The sequence below is a fragment of the Ochrobactrum sp. S1502_03 genome, assembly GCF_044435015.1.
Taxonomy (GTDB): domain Bacteria; phylum Pseudomonadota; class Alphaproteobacteria; order Rhizobiales; family Rhizobiaceae; genus Brucella; species Brucella chromiisoli.
Genome location: NZ_JAYEXN010000001.1, coordinates 250,857 through 270,073, shown reverse-complemented (window position 1 = coordinate 270,073; position 19,217 = coordinate 250,857). Strand labels below are relative to the sequence as shown.

Genomic DNA, 19,217 nt, shown 5'->3' with positions numbered 1-19,217 from the left:
AGACAGGAAGGAACAGACACATGAAATTCACACTTTCCTGGCTCAAGGATCACCTTGACACGCAAGCAACGCTCGACCAGATCGTCGAAAAACTGACCGATATTGGTCTGGAAGTGGATGGGGTCGATGACCGCGCCGCTTTCAAAGCTTTCAAAATCGCCAAGGTGGTGAGCGCGGTTCAGCACCCGGATGCTGACAAGCTGCGCGTTCTCTCGGTTGATACGGGCGAGGGCCAGCCAGTTCAGGTCGTTTGCGGCGCACCCAATGCGCGTGCTGGTCTGGTCGGTGTTCTGGGTCGTCCGGGCGATTATGTGCCGGGCCTTGATGTTACGCTGTCGGTTGGCAAAATCCGGGGCGTTGAAAGCTTCGGCATGATGTGTTCCGAGCGCGAGCTGGAATTGTCTGACGAGCATAATGGCATTATCGATCTGCCCGAAGATGCGCCAGTTGGCACAAGCTTCGCAAGCTATCTCGGCATTGACGATCCGATTATCGAAATCGGCCTGACGCCGAACCGTGCGGATTGCACCGGCATTCGCGGCATTGCACGCGATTTGGCAGCCGCTGGTCTTGGCACGCTCAAGAACACCCTGCCGGAAGCTGTCAAAGGCGAAGGCGAAACGCCGGTTAAGATCATTCTTGATCAGGATGCGGAAAATCCGTTCTGCACAGGTTTTGCACTGCGCATGGTCAAGGGCGTGAAGAATGGCCCAAGCCCGAAATGGATGCAGCAGCGCCTGAAAGACATTGGCCTGCGCCCGATCAATGCGCTGGTGGACATCACCAATTATGTCACATTCGATCAAGGCCGTCCGTTGCATGTGTTTGATGCGGCCAAGGTCAAGGGCAACCTGACAGTGCGCGCGGCAAAGGATGGCGAAACCATTCTCGGTCTCGACCAGCGAGACTATAAGTTCAAGCCGGGCATGTATGTGATCGCCGATGATAACGGTCCTGAATCGATTGCCGGTATCATGGGCGGTGAGCATTCCGGCTGCGATGAAAATACTGTCGATGTGCTGATTGAGTCGGCCCTTTGGGATCCGCGCATGATTGCGCGCACGGGTCGTGAGCTGGGCATCGTCACCGATGCACGTTATCGTTTTGAGCGCGGTGTTGATCCGGAAATGATGGTTCCGGGCGCAGAACTGGCAACGAAGCTCGTGCTTGAACTGTGCGGCGGTCAGCCAACGGTTCTCGACGTGGTTGGTTATAAGGCTCCAAGCGCACGGGTGATTGATTTCCCGGTTTCGGAAGTCAAGCGCCTGACCGGTATCGACGTTTCCTATGACGCATCTTTTGACATTTTGAAGCGCCTTGGATTTGGCGTTGAAGGCGATGGCAAACTCATCAAGGCAACCGTGCCAACATGGCGCGGTGACGTGGAAGGCAAGGCCGATCTCGTTGAAGAAGTCATGCGTATTCATGGCATCAACCAGATTGCACCGCAGCCGCTGCCGGGCCTTGGCACGGTTAATGGCCGTATTCTGACGACGCTGCAAATCCGCACGCGTCTGGCACGCCGCACGCTTGCTTCGCGCGGCATGATGGAAGCTGTGACCTATTCCTTCATTTCCGAAGCACAGGCCAAAGCCTTTGGCGGAGGCAAGCCGGAATTGAAGCTGGCCAACCCGATTGCAGCCGATATGTCGGATATGCGTCCTTCGCTTTTGCCGGGCCTGCTTGCAGCCGCACAGCGCAACGCGGATCGTGGCTTTGGCGATACGGCCTTGTTTGAAGTCTCGGGCATCTATGAAGGCGACAAGCCGGAACAGCAGCGCCGTGTGGCAGGCGGTATCCGTCGCGGCACGGCTGGTGTTGAAGGCTCGGGCCGTTTCTGGTCAGGCAATGCAGCACCTGTTGGTGTGTTTGATGCGAAAGCCGATGCACTCGCAGCCCTTGAAGCAGCCGGTGCACCGGTTGACCGCATCCAGATCGAAGCCGGTGGGCCAGCATGGTTCCATCCCGGTCGTTCGGGCACGTTGAAGCTCGGCCCCAAGGTGGTTTTGGGCTATTTTGGCGAGTTCCATCCCGATACGCTGGAAGCGCTTGATGTTTCGGGCGCACTGTGCGGCTTTGAAATCTATATCGATGCGATCCCTGAGCCGAAAGCCAAGGCAACCCGCACCAAGCCAGCCTTGAACCTCTCGCAGTTCCAGAGCCTCAAGCGTGACTACGCTTTCGTGGTGGATGCAAGCGTTGAAGCAGGCAGCGTGATGAAGGCCGTTTCTTCGGCTGACAAGAAGCTGATCGTTGGCGTTCAGGTCTTTGACATCTTCACCGGCGCTTCGCTGGGTGAAGGTAAGAAGTCGATTGCGGTTGAAGTGGTGTTGCAGCCACAGGACCGCACGCTGACCGACGAAGATCTGGAAACCTTGTCAAAGCAGGTGATCGCAAGTGTCACCAAACAGACCGGCGGCGTTCTTCGCGGATAAGCATAAAATAAAAAGCCCGGCTTCAAGCCGGGCTTTTGCTTTAAACCGGTTCATGCTTTTGGGCGGCGTGCCGTATAGGCATGGCGAGCATTGCCATATCGATGATCTTTTGAACGGCGGCGCGCGAATTGCCATCGCGTGCTTCAAAGGAAATGCTTTGCTGGATCATGTGATAAAATTCGCTCATTTGCGTCAGGTCAGTGCTTGCAGGCAGATCTTTATCGGCAACAGCGCGTTCAAGGCGATGGGACAGCCGCTCATGATTGCTATGGCGCACAGCTTTCAGAAATTCCTTTACCGGCACGTTTTCCGGCTTGCACTGGATGGAACTGACACTGATCATGCAGCCGCCAGCCGGACATTCAAAGGCGCTGTCAGCGCTCAATTCCAGCCATTGCCGCATACCATCCTGAATGGTTGACGCGTTTTCAAGCGCCTCAAAAGGGGCGGCACCAATGGTACGGCGATAATAGTCCACAGCTTCGCGAAACGCCTGCTCCTTGTTGCCAAAGGCCGCGTAAAAGCTCGGCGGCGTGATGCCTATCGCGGCTGTGAAGTCGTTGATCTGGGCACATTCATAACCTTTGCTCCAGAAAACCTTCATGACTTTTTCCAATGCAGCATCGCGGTCGAAGCTGCGTGGACGCCCTCGCGGAACCATTTTTCTCCCTTTCTATAGTTGGTTATATATAATTCCCTTGACGCGCCGTAGCAAGGCGTTATGCATTATGTAGTACCGACTATATAAATAGGATTCGTCCCATGAACGAAGTGTGTGATTCTGCCCTTGCGGCGGAAGGGGTTTCTACGTCCTCAAATCAGGCGCGCGCCATTCCTCTGGTGGTCTATTGCTTGACGCTGGGCATTTTTGCGCTGACAACGTCCGAACTGATGATTTCGGGCATGATGCCCGCCCTTCAGCAAGCCTTCGGACGTTCCATCTCCGATATCGGCAACTTGATTTCAGTCTATGCTCTGGGCATGACGATTGGCGGTCCACTGGTGACGGTGCTGTTTTTAGCGCTGAAAATTGAGAACAAGCGTGGTCTGCTGTTCCTTTTGATTTTTTACGCTGTGGCGCAAAGTATTGCTGCTTTAACAAGTAATTTTCATGTGATGCTGGTGGCGCGTGTTCTCACCGGCATGGCGGCGGCGACCAGTTTCGGTCTGATGCTGGCAATCACCGCGAAGCTGGTGGTGCCTGAACTGCGCGGTCGTGCATCCTCGCTGGTCTTTGCGGGGCTGATGCTTTGCACGGTTTTGGGCGTGCCGCTCGCAACCGCCATCACCAACAGCTTTGGCTGGCGGGCCAGTTTCTGGGCGATTGTGGTGCTGGTTTTGTTCTGTGCGCTGGTGATTGCGCTCAAAATTGAAGCGAGGCCAGACAATGCCGAGGTCAACTTACGCTCCGAACTCAACGAAATGCGCAAGCCGAAACTCTGGGGCGCTTATGCAACCAGCGCGCTGGTGATTGGCGCATCATTTTCGGTCTATAGCTACCTGTCGCCGATCACGGCGCAGCTTGCAGGCTTTGAGGAAGCGCAATTGCCACTCCTGCTGGCGGTCTACGGCGCGGCCAATATTATCGGCAATTATGTCATCGGGCGCTTTGCGGACCGCCATACGATTGCAACTATTTTCATTGGCATTCTGATCATGCTGGCTGCGATGGTGATCTTTGCACTGTTTGCCGAGCTGAAATTTGCCACGGTGCTGGCAATTGTCATGATTGGTCTGACGGGTATTGCGCTCAATCCGGCTTTCATTGCCCGTGTGATGCGAATCGCGCATCCGGGTGCACTGGTCAATGCCATGCATGCATCGGTCATCAATATCGGACTGGCGCTTGGCCCATGGGCGGGTGGCTTTGCACTGTCGTCAGGTTACAGCCTGTATGCGCCGCTTTGGGTAGGCGTAATCATGACGCTTCTTGGCCTGTTAACCCTTGCACCGCGTGCGCTGCGGAAGATGTAAGCGTATTTTTTATATGGAAAATAAAGGACTCTGCTATTTGCAGGGTCTTTTTATTATGTCATTTTTTAAGTCAGGAGATTTCATTGAAACATTTGCGTCATTCCTGTCTAGAACCAAACGCGCAAGAGGAACTTTTCATAAAGATCATTTTGAATGATCCGCTTTTGAGAGATGCCTTGCATCGAGCTCGTGACTTGAAATTACCCGATTGTTGGATCGTGTCGGGAGCACTTTATAATACGGTATGGAATGCATTGACGGAGCGGTCGTCGGGATATGGCATCAAAGATATCGATATAGCCTATTTTGATGCCGGTGATTGTTCATGGGGAGCTGAGAGTGAGTTTATCGATAGAGGTGCCATACGATTCGAAGATTTTCCTCTGCCCGTAGAAATACGGAACCAGGCTCGGGTTCATTTGTGGTTTGAGCAACATTTTGGCCAGCCTTATGAACCGCTTTATTCCGCTACGCAATCAATCGAACGATATCCCGCAATTGCACAATGTGTGGGCGCAAGGCTTGAAACAGACGGAACGGTATGTGTTCACGCGCCTTTCGGTCTCAAAGACATTTTTTCATTCCTCTTACGCCCCAATCGTGTCATCGATAACCGCAATACATACAATGTTAAAGCTCAACGCGCGCTTGAGTACTGGCCGGAACTGGTTGTCGAACCATGGGGGATACGAGCGATGAACTTCAAAGAGAGGAATAGCATGTTTCGTTGGGGTATTCTTTCCACCGCTAAGATTGGCGTCACACAGGTTATTCCGGCACTTTGTGTATCTGACAATGGTGTTGTTCATGCAATCGCCAGCCGCGATCTGGCGCGTGCCCGCGCTGTGGCGGACCGTTTTGGGGCACCGCTGGCCTTCGGTTCCTATGAAGAGTTGTTGGCAAGCGATGAAGTGGATGGCGTTTATATCCCGTTGCCTACCTCGCAGCACATCGAATGGACACTCAAAGCTGCGCAGGCTGGCAAACACGTGCTTTGCGAAAAGCCGATTGCGCTGAAAGCCGACGACATTGATCAGCTGATTGCAGCCCGCAACAAGCACAAAGTGACAATAGCCGAAGCCTTCATGGTTTATTACCATCCACAATGGATCAAGTTGCGTCATCTTCTCACAGACGGCGCGATTGGCACGCTGCGCCATGTCCAGGGAGCTTTTAGCTATTTCAACAATGATCCGACCAATATGCGCAATCAGCCGGAACTGGGCGGCGGTGTGCTGCCGGATATTGGTGTTTATCCAACCGTTGTGACGCGCATGGTGACAGAGAAAGAGCCGCTCTCGGTTCAGGCGACGGTCGAGTTCGATCCGAAGTTTGGTACGGATCGTTATGCCAATGTGTCGGCACGCTTTGATGGTTTTGATCTAAGCTTTTATGTTGCCACCCAGCTTGCCGGTCGTCAGACCATGGTTTTTCACGGTGACAAAGGCTTTATCGAAGTGCATGCGCCCTTCAACACCGGCAAATATGGTCATGGCCGCATCACACTTCATAATGCCGGGCATACGGAGGCGACAGAATGGTCATTTTCCGATATAAATCACTATCAGCTTCAGGCCGAAAACTTTGTGCGTGCCACGAAAGGGGAAAGCGTGATGCTGTTTTCTCTGGAAAACTCGAAGGCTAATCAGAAATTTATCGATGCAATATATCGCGCTGGTAAAAGCGACGGCTTTGTGAACGTCTGATTTGTGTGACTGGAACAATTGTCAGGAAGAAATCTTTCTTTGTCAGGCCGCTTGTGACTTGCAGTGAAAAAGACCCTTTCTTATATACGCCTCACACAGGCTTTGATAAAAGGCGGGCGGCTTGAAAAACACTTCCCGACATCACACCTTGAAGCAGGCATTGTGAAATTGATAGGAACCGCTCATGGAACGCTCGGTAGAGGTTTTGGCGGTTTGCTGAATGGAGAGAAATATGGCTAAAGTTATTGGTATCGATCTGGGAACGACCAACTCCTGCGTCGCCGTCATGGACGGAAAAAGCGCGAAGGTCATTGAAAATGCCGAAGGTGCGCGCACCACGCCTTCGATTATCGCTTTCAGCGATAGTGACGAACGCCTCGCTGGTCAGCCTGCGAAGCGTCAGGCGGTCACGAACCCTGAAGGTACTCTGTTTGCCGTAAAGCGCCTGATTGGCCGCCGCTTTGATGACCCAATGGTCACCAAGGACAAGGATCTTGTGCCTTACAAGATCGTCAAGGGCGACAATGGCGATGCCTGGGTTGAAGTTCACGGCAAGAAATATTCCCCATCGCAGGTTTCCGCGATGATCCTTCAGAAGATGAAGGAAACCGCTGAATCTTACCTCGGTGAAACTGTTACGCAGGCCGTTATCACGGTTCCGGCTTACTTCAACGATGCGCAGCGTCAGGCAACCAAGGATGCCGGCAAGATCGCTGGTCTTGAAGTTCTGCGTATCATCAACGAACCAACCGCTGCAGCTCTCGCCTATGGTCTCGACAAGAGCGAAGGCAAGACGATTGCTGTTTACGATCTTGGTGGTGGTACGTTCGACGTGTCGGTTCTCGAAATCGGCGACGGCGTATTTGAAGTGAAGTCCACCAATGGTGATACCTTCCTCGGTGGTGAAGACTTTGACATGCGTCTGGTCGAATACCTCGTTGCTGAGTTCAAGAAGGAAAGCGGCATCGATCTGAAGAACGACAAGCTTGCTCTGCAGCGCCTGAAGGAAGCTGCTGAAAAGGCAAAGATCGAACTTTCGTCGGCACAGCAGACCGAAATCAACCTGCCGTTCATCACCGCTGACCAGACTGGTCCGAAGCACCTTGCCATCAAGCTTTCGCGTTCGAAGTTCGAAAGCCTGGTTGATGATCTCGTGCAGCGCACGGTCGAGCCATGCAAGGCAGCGCTCAAGGATGCAGGCCTCAAGGCTGGCGACATTGATGAAGTGGTTCTGGTTGGCGGTATGACCCGTATGCCGAAGATCCAGGAAGTCGTGAAGCAGTTCTTCGGTAAGGAACCGCACAAGGGCGTGAACCCGGACGAAGTTGTTGCCATGGGTGCAGCCATTCAGGGCGGCGTTCTGCAGGGCGACGTCAAGGACGTTCTGCTGCTCGACGTAACTCCGCTTTCGCTCGGCATTGAAACGCTCGGTGGCGTGTTCACACGCTTGATCGAACGCAACACCACGATCCCGACCAAGAAGTCGCAGACTTTCTCGACCGCTGAAGACAATCAGTCGGCTGTGACGATCCGCGTCTTCCAGGGCGAACGAGAAATGGCTGCCGACAACAAGATTCTCGGCCAGTTCGACCTCGTTGGCATTCCTCCGGCACCACGCGGCGTTCCGCAGATCGAAGTCACCTTCGATATCGACGCCAACGGTATTGTGAACGTGTCTGCCAAGGATAAGGGCACCGGCAAGGAACACCAGATCCGCATTCAGGCATCGGGTGGTCTTTCGGACGCCGACATCGAAAAGATGGTCAAGGACGCGGAAGCAAACGCGGAAGCTGACAAGCAGCGTCGCGATGCTGTTGAAGCCAAGAACCAGGGTGAAAGCCTCGTTCATTCGTCTGAAAAGTCACTGAAGGAATATGGTGACAAGGTTTCGGCAGAAGACAAGCAGGCAATCGAAAGCGCAATTGCAGCGCTGAAGACCGCGCTTGAAGGCGACAATGCTGAAGATATCAAGGCGAAGACCCAGACTCTTGCCGAAGCTTCGATGAAGCTTGGTCAGGCCATGTACGAAGCAGCACAGGCTGCGGAAGAAGGTGGTGCTGCCGGTGCTGAGCAGGCTTCTTCAAACGACGATGTCGTTGACGCCGATTATGAAGAAATCGACGACGACAAGAAAAAGTCGTAAGCCTTGTCCGTAAACGCTCAAGCCCGGGTCATTCCCGGGCTTTTGCGGCCTTTCGGGACGGTTGCACCGGACGGACAAAATTGACAACAGTCCAGCAGATCCGCTTTGAGCGATCTGCGCCAAATGGGACCGTGGAGCCGCATTTCTTGCGCTCGCTCCTGCCGTCGGGATAACGAACGATGAAGATCGATTATTACGAAGCTCTGGGTGTGGAGCGAACAGCAGACGATAAGGTGCTCAAAAGCGCTTTTCGCAAGCTGGCTATGGAATATCATCCGGATCGCAATCCGAATAATCCGGATGCTGAACGCAAGTTCAAGGAAATCGGCGAAGCCTATGAAACGCTCAAAGATCCGCAGAAGCGTGCAGCCTATGACCGTTACGGTCATGCAGCCTTTGAAAATGGCGGTATGGGCAATGGTTTTGGCGGTGGCGGCTTTGGTGGCGCTGGTGGTTTCTCCGATATTTTCGAAGATATTTTTGGCGAGATGATGGGTGGCGGTCGCCGCCGCTCCAATGGCGGCCGCGAACGTGGTGCCGATCTTCGCTACAATATGGAAGTCAGCCTGGAAGAAGCCTATTCCGGCAAGGCCGCACAGATTCGTGTGCCGACTTCCATTACCTGTGATGAATGTTCCGGCTCTGGCGCCAAGGCTGGCTCACAGCCGACCACCTGTAGCATGTGCTCCGGCTCTGGCCGTGTGCGCGCATCGCAGGGCTTCTTCTCGGTTGAACGCACCTGCCCAACCTGTAATGGTCGTGGCCAGATCATCAAGGACCCATGCGGCAAGTGTCACGGTCAGGGCCGTGTGACGCAGGAGCGCTCACTTTCGGTCAATATTCCGGCAGGCATTGAAGACGGAACGCGCATTCGTCTGGCGGGAGAAGGTGAAGCGGGAACGCGCGGCGGACCGTCGGGCGATCTTTATATTTTCCTGTCAGTCAAACCGCATGAATTCTTCCAGCGCGATGGTGCCGATCTTTATTGCAAAGTGCCAATCTCAATGACCACGGCTGCTCTTGGCGGTGACTTTGAGGTTTCCACGCTGGATGGCACACAAACACGCGTGAAAGTGCCGGAAGGCACACAGAACGCCAAGCAATTCCGCCTCAAGGGCAAGGGCATGCCGGTTCTGCGCCAGCAGGCCGTGGGTGATCTTTATATCCAGATCGACATTGAGACGCCGCAGAATCTGTCCAAGCGGCAGCGCGAGCTGCTTGAGGAGTTTGAACAGCTCTCATCCAAAGAGAATAGCCCCAAATCGTCAGGCTTCTTCTCGCGGATGAAGGAGTTTTTCGAAGGTATAGGTGAGTAAAAAAAAGGGAGCCGAATGGCTCCCTTTTTTTACGCCTCGCCCTGATCCTGTCCTGCTTAAATAATTTAAGAGGGTAGTCTGGCCGCAAATAGGATGATCTCTGCGGTCTTTTAACCGTACAAACGCACTATAACGGCTAAAAGTATTGCCGTTTGGCATTTTGGCCGCACAAATGACACTCTGCTCGTTGAAAATGCCGCATCGCGCTTTCCAAAAATAAGTTTTGATTTTCGGGCCGATACGGTAACTTGTCTGATAACGACAGTGGGAGCAATTGGAATGGCAGTGCAGCTCGGCAGGAAACTGGCCGCTAAGTTCGATGAGGAAATCCGTTTTTTCAAAGGCTGGATAGACGGACCGAAAGCGGTCGGCGCGATATTGCCGACAAGCTCGATTACGGCGCGACGCATGGCGAGCGTCATTGATACCAAATCAGGCCTGCCTGTTCTTGAACTCGGGCCGGGCACCGGTGTTATCACCAAAGCCATTCTTGCGCATGGCGTGAAGCCGGCCGATCTTTACTGCGTTGAATATTCGTCGGATTTTGTCGAGCATCTCAGCAAGACTTACCCTGATGTAAACATCATTCATGGCGATGTGTTTGATCTTGACCTGGCGCTTGGCGAGATGAAAGATCAGAAATTCGACAGTATTGTTTCCGCTGTTCCCATGCTGAATTTTCCTATGGAAAGCCGCATTCGGCTGATGGAAAGCCTGTTGTCGCGTCTGCCGCGCGGCCGTCCGCTCATACAGATTACCTATGGCCCGCGTCCGCCGGTGCCAGCGGGCAAGGGCAATTACATCGTGCAGCATTACGACTTTGTCGTGCGCAATGTGCCGCCTGCGCAGCTCTGGGTCTATCGCAGCCCGCTCGTCTGAATTCCCACGGAGCAAGCAATTCTATGACAGCAAAAATTCTGGTTTTTGCCGGTTCTATTCGCAAGGGAGCCTTTTCGGGCCATATGGCAGATGCGGCTGAAAAAGAACTCGAAAAACAGGGTGCGAAGGTCACACATCTTTCGCTGGCCGATTATCCGCTGCCGATGATGAATGAGGATCTGGAAGCCGAAGAAGGCATTCCCGAAAATGCCATGAAACTTGGCCGCCTCTTGGCCGAGCATGACGGGCTGATGATCTGTTCGCCGGAATATAATGCATCGATCCCGCCGCTTCTTAAAAACACAATCGACTGGATCAGCCGCATTTCAAAGGATGGCGACAAGCCGCTCAAGCCTTATGCGGGGTTGACGGTCGGGCTTTGCTCAACCTCCAACGGCGCTTTTGCGGGAATGCGCGGACTCTATCATTTGCGCGCCGTGTTGATGGCTGTTGGAACGCAGGTTGTCACCGAACAATGTTCGGTCAGTGGTGCTGCCGATGCCTTCCATGATGATGGGACGCTCAAAAACGAACGTCAGGCACAGATGCTGAGCGCTGTTTGCAAAAGTCTGATCAAGCATTCGGTTCATCCGGGCCGCTGATAATCCGTACTATCCGCATATTTCAGGGCGCGGTATCTTTCGTACCGCGCCCTGTTGTGCGAATAAATCAGAAATCACAGCGGAGAATAGCATGACGACGAAAGATTTGCGGGATCGCCTGATCGTGGGCCTCGATGTGCCGACCATTGCTGAAGCGGAGACAGTGGTCGAAGAACTCGGCGATGCAGTCACTTTCTATAAGATCGGCTATCAGCTTGTGTTTGCTGGCGGGCTTGATTTCGCAAAAAGCCTGATTGCGGCAAAGAAAAAAGTCTTTCTCGACATGAAGCTCTTGGACATCGACAACACCATCGCCAAGGGCGTGGAAAATGTTGCGAAGATGGGCGTTTCGATGCTCACGCTGCATGCTTATCCAAAAGCCATGCGCTCGGCTGTGCAAGCGGCGAAAGGCTCTGATCTCTGCCTGCTTGGCGTGACGGTCCTGACCTCGATGGATGAGGGGGATCTCAAAGAAGCGGGCTATTCCGATACACCGGAAGCGCTGGTTTTGAAGCGTGCCGAGCAAGCGCGTGATGCGGGCATGGGCGGGATTGTGGCTTCGGCCGCCGAAGCTTTTGCGATCCGCCAGGCGATCGGCTCTGAGATGGCTGTTGTCACACCGGGCATTCGCCCGGCAGGCAGCGACAAGGGCGACCAGAAGCGCGTCATGACGCCTGCCGATGCGCTGAAAGCCGGTGCAAGCCATCTCGTCGTTGGGCGCCCGATCGTGAACGCCAGTGATCGCCGGGCTTCAGCCCTTGCCATTTTGGAAGAGATGAAGTCGGCTCTATAAGTTGCTGGAGGAGAAAACAATGACCAAAGCCTATTGGATTGCCCGTGTGGATGCCCGTGATACGGAGCGCTACAAGGATTATGTTTCCACTGCCAAGCCAGCTTTTGAGCGCTATGGCGCGAAGTTTATCGCGCGCGGCGGTAAGGCTGAAGCCGTCGAAGGACCGGGCCGGGCCCGCAATGTCATCATCGAATTTGAAACGATGCAGCACGCACTCGATTGTTATAATTCGCCCGAATATCAGGCGGCAAAAGCCATCCGCCAGACTGTGGCGGATGGCGAAATCGTCATTGTTGAAGGGGTTTGACCTTCAAAGCCTGACCGGTGGGTCGTGACGACCACTGACTGACAGATCAAGCAAAAGGACTTTGCCCGCATGCGGATCCGCATTGCGGGCATTTTCATTCATGCCCTCATATGCGCTGGTGACAATCAGCACAGAGGCGTCCGCACCGATAAAGGCCGGGCAGGTCGGCTGCGTAACCGGCAATTTTATTGAGCGGATCAGACGCCCTTGCGGCGAATAGGCATTGAGCGTACTCCCACCCCAGCAGGCATTCCACAGCGTGCCTTCCGCGTCCACCACCGAGCCATCAACCCCACCATCTTCTACGCGATGATGAAACACGCTCTTTTCAGAAGTGGGCAGACCGGTTTCGGGATCGGTATCAACCCGCCAGATAATATTGCGGTCGGTATCTGCAAAATAGGCGATCCTGCCATCGGGTGAAAAGCAGATCGAATTGGTGATCGTGATGCCGGAGAAAAGCTTTTTTACCTGCCCTTCGCGATACCACCAGATTGCACCCGCATCTTTCTCGGCTTTCTTGCCCATGGTTCCGATCCAGAAGGAACCGGATGGGTGCACACGCGCATCATTGGAGCGCGTTATGTCATTCTCAGCTTCCAGCGGGTGATGCAGCGTCAGGCGTCCATTTGCGCGCTCGCGTACGAACAGGCCATGTTCGCTGACAATCAGCTGGCGTTGACGATCAATGACCGCAAGCGCACTGGCTTTCATACCAAGATCATGCGCGCGCACTTCACCGCTGTCGTCTCTCTCAATAAGCCGCTGCCCCAGAATATCGAACCACCAGCATTGCGCGGTCAGTGGATCATAACCCGGACCTTCGCCCAACTCTGCAATATGGTCGGCAAATATGGTTGTCTTGACTGCGCTCACCTGCTCCTCCCGATTTTGGTGACCGTCAGCATAATCAAGCGCAGGGCTGCGATCCAGCTACAAATATTTGTGTAAGCAGAAAGGACTATATTGCTTGTTGAATCCGTTTTAAGTTCCGGCAACTAAGAATCGCGAGGAAATCATGTCGCTAAAAGTTGCGGTCCAGATGGACCATATCAGCACGGTCAATATTGCAGGTGACACCACCTTTGCTCTGTCGCTTGAAGCGCAGAAGCGCGGCCACGAACTCTATCACTATACACCTGACCGGCTTTCCATGCGTGACGGCGTTGTTTCGGCGCGACTTGAGACGCTGGAAGTGCGCGACATCAAGGGCGATCATTTCACGCTTGGCGAGCCTGTGCGCCGTGACATGACTGATATGGATGTGGTGCTGCTGCGTCAGGACCCGCCATTCGACATGAATTACATCACCAATACGCATCTGTTGGAGCGTATCCATCCAAAGACGCTGGTGGTGAATGACCCGGCATGGGTGCGCAACAGCCCGGAAAAGATTTTCGTCACCGAGTTTCCGGATCTGATGCCGGAAACACTGATCACCAAAGACCCGCAAGAGGTTATGGATTTTCGCCGCGAGTTTGGCGACATTATTTTGAAGCCGCTTTATGGCAATGGCGGTGCAGGCGTGTTCCATCTGGCCGATGGCGACCGCAACCTCACTTCGCTTCTCGAAATGTTCGGCCAGCTCTTCAAAGAGCCGTTCATTGCGCAGCGTTATCTCAAGGATGTGCGCTCAGGCGACAAGCGCATCATTTTGATTGACGGCGAGCCGGTGGGTGCAATCAACCGTGTGCCTTCGGAAAGCGACGCACGTTCCAACATGCATGTTGGTGGCCGTGCAGAGCAAAGCAAGCTGACTGCGCGCGAGCAGGAAATCTGCGCGCGCATTGGCCCGTCGCTCAAGGAACGTGGATTTATTCTCGTCGGCATCGACGTGATCGGGGATTACATGACCGAGATCAATGTGACCTCGCCAACAGGCATTCGCGAAATTGAGCGCTTTGACGGCACCAATATTGCAGCGCTCTTCTGGGACGCTGTTGAAGCCAAGCGTAAATAAGATCACATCTTAAAGATGATAATGATAGGGCCGGTCTGACACAATCAGACTGGCCCTTTCTCTTGATTGCATTCACTGAAAATGCTTAAATCTTTTGGTTGTATTTAAGCACTTGCTCACTTTATAGCTGTGCTGCGTGTTATGCGGGGGCATATGGTAGCGCGCGTTGGAACGGTTGCCTTTCAAGGCATAGAGGCGGTGCCTGTCGATGTGCAGGTGATGGTGGCGCCGGGAAAAATGGGCATGTCGATTGTCGGCCTGCCCGATAAGGCCGTGGCGGAAAGCCGGGAGCGGGTGCAGGCAGCACTCCATGCCTCAGGCCTCTCCATGCCGACCAAACGGGTGACGGTTAATCTGGCGCCTGCCGATCTGCCGAAAGAGGGTTCGCATTACGATCTTCCCATAGCAGTGGGGCTGATGGCGGCCATCGGTGCGATTCCTGCCGATGCCATTCAATCTTACATGATGCTGGGCGAGCTGTCGCTTGACGGTACGATTACCGCTGTTGCGGGTGTTCTTCCCGCAGCAATCAGCGCCAATCGTGAGGATAAGGGGCTGATCTGTCCCCATGCCTGCGGATCGGAGGCGGCATGGGCCGGCGCTGATATTGATATCCTTGCACCGCGCAGCCTGATCGCGCTGGCAAATCATTTCAAAGGCTCGCAGGTGCTGACCCGGCCTGAGCCTTCCATGCGCGTTTCAATCGATGTGCCGCCCGATCTGGCTGACATCAAAGGGCAGGAGACGGCCAAACGTGCGCTGGAGATTGCCGCCGCAGGCAATCACAATCTGCTGCTGGTCGGCCCACCCGGATCAGGCAAATCCATGCTGGCGCAACGCTTGCCTTCCATTTTGCCACGACTTAGCCCCCGCGAGCTTTTGGATGTTTCGATGATTGCCTCTATTGCGGGCGAGCTTTCCGGCGGAAAACTCTCCGATCGAAGACCGTTCCGCGACCCGCATCATTCGGCGTCTATGGCGGCCATGGTCGGCGGTGGCTTGCGTGCGCGCCCGGGCGAGGTCTCACTTGCGCATAATGGCGTATTGTTTCTCGACGAATTTCCCGAGTTTACACCGCAGGTGCTCGATTCCTTGCGCCAGCCGCTTGAGACCGGTGAGTGCATGATTGCGCGCGTCAATCACCGCACCAGCTATCCGGCGCGTTTTCAACTGATTGCCGCAATGAACCCCTGCCGTTGCGGCATGGCAGGGGAACCGGGGCATACTTGCGCACGCGGGCCGCGGTGCCAGAGCGATTATCAGGCGCGCATTTCTGGTCCATTGCTGGATCGCATTGATCTGCGCGTTGATATGCCTGCCGTTTCAGCACTGGATCTCATTCAGCCATCGCAATCAGAGCGAAGCGAGAGCGTTGCCAAGCGTGTGGCGCGTGCGCGCGCCATCCAAAGCGCACGCTATTCGGCCCTTGGGCTCGATTCATCAATGACCAATGCCCATGCTTCGGCAAATCTGATTGAGGACGTGGCGAAGCCTGATGCTGCCGGTATCAAACTGTTGCGCGATGCCAGTGAACAGATGCGTTTTTCCGCCCGCGCGTATCATCGCATTTTGAAAGTGGCGCGTACTCTCGCTGATCTCGACGGTGTCGATCAGATCAGCCGGATACACCTCGCCGGTGCGATTTCCTATCGGATGGGAGCGGAAAGGCTGATCGCTTCTGCCTGAATTTATTTAACCGATCCAACCAGCAGATTGTCCGGGCTTTCGATGCTGACCCAGCGGCCTGTATTGTTGGCGGCCTGACGCTTGAGATAGGTGTAGTCGGTTTCATCCCAGCGCAAAACTTCGTCGGTCAGATTGTCGAGAACAAAGTCGCCACGATCCGTGCGAACGGTCAGAACGGCATGGCCTTCGCCGTCCGGCTTGCGCACGACGGTGATCAGCAGGTCGGTCATCGGAATGCCAGCCTTGGCCAGCTCACGCTGCTTGAGCAGAGCGTAATCTTCACAATCGCCAACCGTGGTCGGGTAAGCCCAATATTCCTCAACGCCGTAGATTTCCATGTCGGTCATCGGCCTGATGCGTTCATTGATCGAAAGATTGACCGCCTGAATGTGCTGCCAATTGTTGTTGTTGAGCGAAAGCGCGCGTGTATCGCGGCTCACGATGCTGCATTCAGCGGCTTCGCGCTTGCAGAATTCGTAATGGCCGATTGGCTGTGATGTGAGCTTGCCCGTCTGCATGAAAGGGCCGGAGGCAGCCTGCGCACCAAAGCTGAGCGTGAGAGCGGCAATGCCAATGCTGGCAGCAGCGATAAGTTTCAAGCTGGAGCGAACTACACAAAACATACTCAACGCCCTTTTCACAGCCCGCAACGGGCATTTATTAACGAAAAGTTAAAATATGAAACATGGCCTGAGTCAATTAAGACTGTGGCGCCTTCGCCCAACTTCTTAATTAATGGTTAACACGGGTGGTGTGGATTATATACATCTTTTGCGTGTGTAAATGCATACAAAAAAACCGCTATGGCGGCCATAGCGGTTTCAATATAATTTATTAAATCAAGTAGTTAGAGCGGTGTGAAACACACATTGGTGTGGCCTGCGCTCACGAAACCAAGGCGCTGAGCCGCGCCCTTGGAGAGATCAAGCACGCGTCCTTTGATAAAAGGGCCGCGGTCATTGATGCGCACGACAAGCGATTTGCCATTGCGCTGGTTGGTCACTTTAACCTTGGTGCCCAGTGGCAATGTTTTGTGCGCTGCAGTCAAACCGGCTGGGTTCATGCGTTCGCCCGATGCCGTGCGGGAGGTCAGCGCATACCAGGAAGCACCGCCACAGCGCGCAGCCTGAGCTTCCATTGCGGTGATCGAGAACAGACCGGTTGTCGCAACGGCGAGCATAGCCATACGGATTTTGAAGTTCATTGTGATTCCAATAGTCGTTTCGAAAGGCCTTCACAGTCATGACTGATAAAGACCGGTGCCAACTGGAATCTAAATGTGGCGATGGCGTGATGTTATTGAGAGTATAATGAGGGGATAGAATCGATTATCTCAGCGGAATATCATCCTATACTGGACGTTGTTTATTTAGATTATCAAGAAGAAATCAGGAATATTTGGGATTGAATCGCATTATCTCTGTAAATCTGCTTACGATTCGTTAGGATTTGGAGGATGACGGCCTTGAGTCATGTTTTTAAGCGTAATCCTCAAGAAAATCTGCTTGCGACAGGGCGATGGCTTAGCCAAGCCAATACAATTTTTATTTGTATGGCTAGTTTTCCATCGGAATCCATAAGATGACAAAATCCGGCCTTTTTCGCGAAAACTGCAACCTGTGGATGCTTTTTTGATGATCAAGTTTGGAGTCCTTGCTGTAACTTTTGTTGAAACCCTGCGTGATGACGCAGATTTGTCCACGCCTCCTATGCATGCAAAAGCCAAAATCCTGCTATAAGCGCTCATCTTCAGAATGGAATATCATGCAGGATAATACGCAACAGGACGATGCCGATAAAGAATTGCCGCCGGTCTCGGCGGGCAAGCGTATTGTTTATCTCTGCCTCGGTTTGCTGATGCTGGCTCTTGGTATCGTCGGTGCCATTCTGCCGGTGATGCCAACAACGATCTTCATCATTCTTGCTGCATGGTTTTTTGCGCGCTCCTCGCCGAAGTTCGAGGCGCGTCTGCTGGCCGATCCGCGTTTTGGTCCGATGATCATCAAATGGCGTGAGCGTGGCGCGATTCCCCCCAAAGCAAAACTATATGCATGCCTTGGCATGGCATTCGGCTATGGCATGTTCTGGTGGGGTGCGCAGCCGGGGCCATGGCTCGCGATAGGCGTTGCAATCTTCATGCTGGGCTCCGCCGCTTATGTTCTTTCTCGCCCCAATGCGTGAGTCATATATTATTATGTTTGCATATATAGGCATGAAACCGCACCCATGCTTGAATGATACAAAGCTGTTACACAGCTGTCATATGACTGTTATATAGAGCGCGTAGATGGCTGTTGACGCTTTTTCGTCATGTGTCTTTTACAACAGGGGCTGGTGCTCATGAACAAGATGATTTCCTCGACCGCAGCGCTCGCAATTGCTGCCGTATTGTCGGTTTCCGCAGCAAACGCGCGCGAACAGATTCAGGTTTCCGGTTCCTCGACCGTTTTGCCTTATGCCAAGATCGTTGCCGAAACCTTTGGTGAAACCTATCCGAACTTCAAGACGCCGGTTGTTGAATCGGGCGGCTCTGGCGCAGGCATCAAAGAATTCTGCAAGGGCGTTGGTGAAAACACCATCGATATTGCAAACGCATCGCGTCCGATGAAGGAAACGGAACTCAAGTCCTGCATCGACGCAGGCGTCAAGGACGTTCAGGAAGTCCGTTTCGGTTATGACGGTATCGTCTTTGCAACAGATGTAAACGGCCCGGACTGGAAGCTTACCCCGGTTGACCTTTATAAGGCACTTGCTGCCAAGGTTATTGTTGACGGCAAGCTCGTAGACAATCCAAACACCAAGTGGAATCAGGTCAATGCAGACCTGCCGGATTGGGACATTGCGGCTTATATCCCTGGCGAAAAGCATGGCACCCGTGAAGTTTTTGAAGAAAAGCTTCTTGCTGACGGCTGCAAAGAATCGGGCGCTCTTGAAGAAATCAAGAAGACCGGTCTTGATGACAAGGCCGCCGCTTCCGCCTGTATCGCTGTCCGCAAGGACGGCAGGGCTGTTGATATTGATGGCGATTACAGCGAAACGCTGGCACGTATCGGTTCCAACAAGCAGGGCGTTGGCGTTTTCGGCCTCTATTTCTTCGAAAACAATGCTGACAAGCTCAAGGTTGCCACTGTCAATGGCGTAACGCCATCGGCTGACACCGTTGCCTCGGGTGAATATCCGGTTTCGCGTCCGCTGTTCTTCTATGTGAAGAAGGCGCATCTGGGCGTCATTCCGGGCCTCAAGGAATATGTAGACTTCTTCCTGTCTGAACAGATGGTCGGCCCGGACGGCCCGCTTGCTGAATACGGTCTGGTTCCTGCGCCAGATGCAGAACGTGAAGCACAGCGCACTGCCTTCACTGAAGGCAAGGTTCTGGCAGTTAAGTAAGCTTTGAGCTGTGGAACGTGGGGATCATT

17 protein-coding genes and 1 pseudogene are annotated in these 19,217 nt (G+C 53.7%); 14 read left to right on the top strand and 4 right to left on the bottom strand.

All coding sequences use genetic code 11. The features are described 5' to 3' along the window. Positions 1-20: 20 nt before the first annotated feature. The gene (pheT, locus tag VBH83_RS01250) at positions 21-2,435 is read left to right on the top strand and encodes a phenylalanine--tRNA ligase subunit beta (RefSeq protein ID WP_265982499.1); all 2,415 of its coding nucleotides are present in this window, start codon (positions 21-23) and stop codon (positions 2,433-2,435) included. A 40-nt stretch (positions 2,436-2,475) separates the two neighbouring features. Here pheT and VBH83_RS01245 read toward each other — a convergent pair whose 3' ends face one another. Beyond that, positions 2,476-3,096: a TetR/AcrR family transcriptional regulator gene (locus VBH83_RS01245; protein ID WP_265982500.1), complete on the bottom strand. Its 621-nt coding sequence runs from the start codon at positions 3,094-3,096 to the stop codon at positions 2,476-2,478. 101 nt (positions 3,097-3,197) lie between these two features. Here VBH83_RS01245 and VBH83_RS01240 point away from each other — a divergent pair, with 101 nt between their 5' ends. The 9 genes and pseudogenes from VBH83_RS01240 (at position 3,198) to VBH83_RS01200 (ending at position 12,155) form a co-directional block, all read left to right on the top strand. Continuing rightward, a complete protein-coding gene (locus VBH83_RS01240; protein ID WP_265982501.1) occupies positions 3,198-4,409 on the top strand; it encodes an MFS transporter in 1,212 nt (403 codons plus the stop codon). Further along, positions 4,340-5,071 (top strand): annotated as a pseudogene (locus VBH83_RS01235) (nucleotidyltransferase family protein); the annotation flags it as partial. The gene VBH83_RS01240 and the pseudogene VBH83_RS01235, both read left to right, overlap by 70 nt. 57 nt (positions 5,072-5,128) lie before the next feature. Then, on the top strand, positions 5,129-6,115 hold the full coding sequence (locus VBH83_RS01230) for a Gfo/Idh/MocA family protein (RefSeq protein ID WP_265983810.1): 987 nt from the start codon (positions 5,129-5,131) through the stop codon (positions 6,113-6,115). A 232-nt stretch (positions 6,116-6,347) separates the two neighbouring features. Next, positions 6,348-8,258 (top strand): molecular chaperone DnaK, encoded by a 1,911-nt coding sequence (dnaK, locus tag VBH83_RS01225; protein ID WP_265982503.1) that lies wholly within the window; start codon positions 6,348-6,350, stop codon positions 8,256-8,258. 179 nt (positions 8,259-8,437) lie between these two features. After that, positions 8,438-9,574: a molecular chaperone DnaJ gene (dnaJ, locus tag VBH83_RS01220; protein WP_265982505.1), complete on the top strand. Its 1,137-nt coding sequence runs from the start codon at positions 8,438-8,440 to the stop codon at positions 9,572-9,574. A gap of 279 nt (positions 9,575-9,853) precedes the next feature. After that, complete coding sequence (gene pmtA, locus VBH83_RS01215) at positions 9,854-10,453, top strand: phospholipid N-methyltransferase PmtA (protein ID WP_265982506.1); 600 nt, start codon at positions 9,854-9,856, stop codon at positions 10,451-10,453. 23 nt (positions 10,454-10,476) lie between these two features. Then, entirely contained in the window at positions 10,477-11,055 is a 579-nt protein-coding gene (locus VBH83_RS01210; protein WP_265982507.1) for an NADPH-dependent FMN reductase, read from the top strand. A gap of 91 nt (positions 11,056-11,146) precedes the next feature. Continuing rightward, positions 11,147-11,848: an orotidine-5'-phosphate decarboxylase gene (pyrF, locus tag VBH83_RS01205; protein WP_265982508.1), complete on the top strand. Its 702-nt coding sequence runs from the start codon at positions 11,147-11,149 to the stop codon at positions 11,846-11,848. Between the two features lie 19 nt (positions 11,849-11,867). Further along, a complete protein-coding gene (locus VBH83_RS01200; RefSeq protein WP_007872716.1) occupies positions 11,868-12,155 on the top strand; it encodes a DUF1330 domain-containing protein in 288 nt (95 codons plus the stop codon). 3 nt (positions 12,156-12,158) lie between these two features. Here the strand turns inward: VBH83_RS01200 and VBH83_RS01195 are convergent, their stop codons facing one another. Then, a complete protein-coding gene (locus tag VBH83_RS01195) occupies positions 12,159-13,031 on the bottom strand; it encodes an SMP-30/gluconolactonase/LRE family protein (protein ID WP_396995986.1) in 873 nt (290 codons plus the stop codon). 142 nt (positions 13,032-13,173) lie between these two features. Between VBH83_RS01195 and gshB the strand changes: the two genes are divergently transcribed. Next, positions 13,174-14,115, top strand: coding sequence for a glutathione synthase (gene gshB, locus VBH83_RS01190; protein WP_265982515.1), 942 nt, complete (start codon positions 13,174-13,176; stop codon positions 14,113-14,115). 153 nt (positions 14,116-14,268) lie between these two features. Further along, positions 14,269-15,801 carry a YifB family Mg chelatase-like AAA ATPase gene (locus tag VBH83_RS01185; protein ID WP_265982517.1) on the top strand — a complete coding sequence of 511 codons (1,533 nt, stop codon included), beginning with the start codon at positions 14,269-14,271 and terminating at the stop codon, positions 15,799-15,801. Between the two features lie 2 nt (positions 15,802-15,803). Here the strand turns inward: VBH83_RS01185 and VBH83_RS01180 are convergent, their stop codons facing one another. Beyond that, a complete protein-coding gene (locus VBH83_RS01180) occupies positions 15,804-16,424 on the bottom strand; it encodes a transglutaminase-like cysteine peptidase (RefSeq protein WP_265982519.1) in 621 nt (206 codons plus the stop codon). 224 nt (positions 16,425-16,648) lie between these two features. Beyond that, positions 16,649-17,005 (bottom strand): septal ring lytic transglycosylase RlpA family protein, encoded by a 357-nt coding sequence (locus tag VBH83_RS01175; RefSeq protein ID WP_187543663.1) that lies wholly within the window; start codon positions 17,003-17,005, stop codon positions 16,649-16,651. Between the two features lie 560 nt (positions 17,006-17,565). On the opposite strand from VBH83_RS01175, the gene VBH83_RS01170 reads away from it, so the two are divergent. Together VBH83_RS01170 and VBH83_RS01165 are read left to right on the top strand one after the other, a co-directional pair. Next, a complete protein-coding gene (locus VBH83_RS01170; RefSeq protein ID WP_396995983.1) occupies positions 17,566-17,982 on the top strand; it encodes a YbaN family protein in 417 nt (138 codons plus the stop codon). Between the two features lie 159 nt (positions 17,983-18,141). Then, entirely contained in the window at positions 18,142-19,188 is a 1,047-nt protein-coding gene (locus VBH83_RS01165) for a PstS family phosphate ABC transporter substrate-binding protein (protein WP_265982522.1), read from the top strand. Positions 19,189-19,217: the final 29 nt, after the last annotated feature.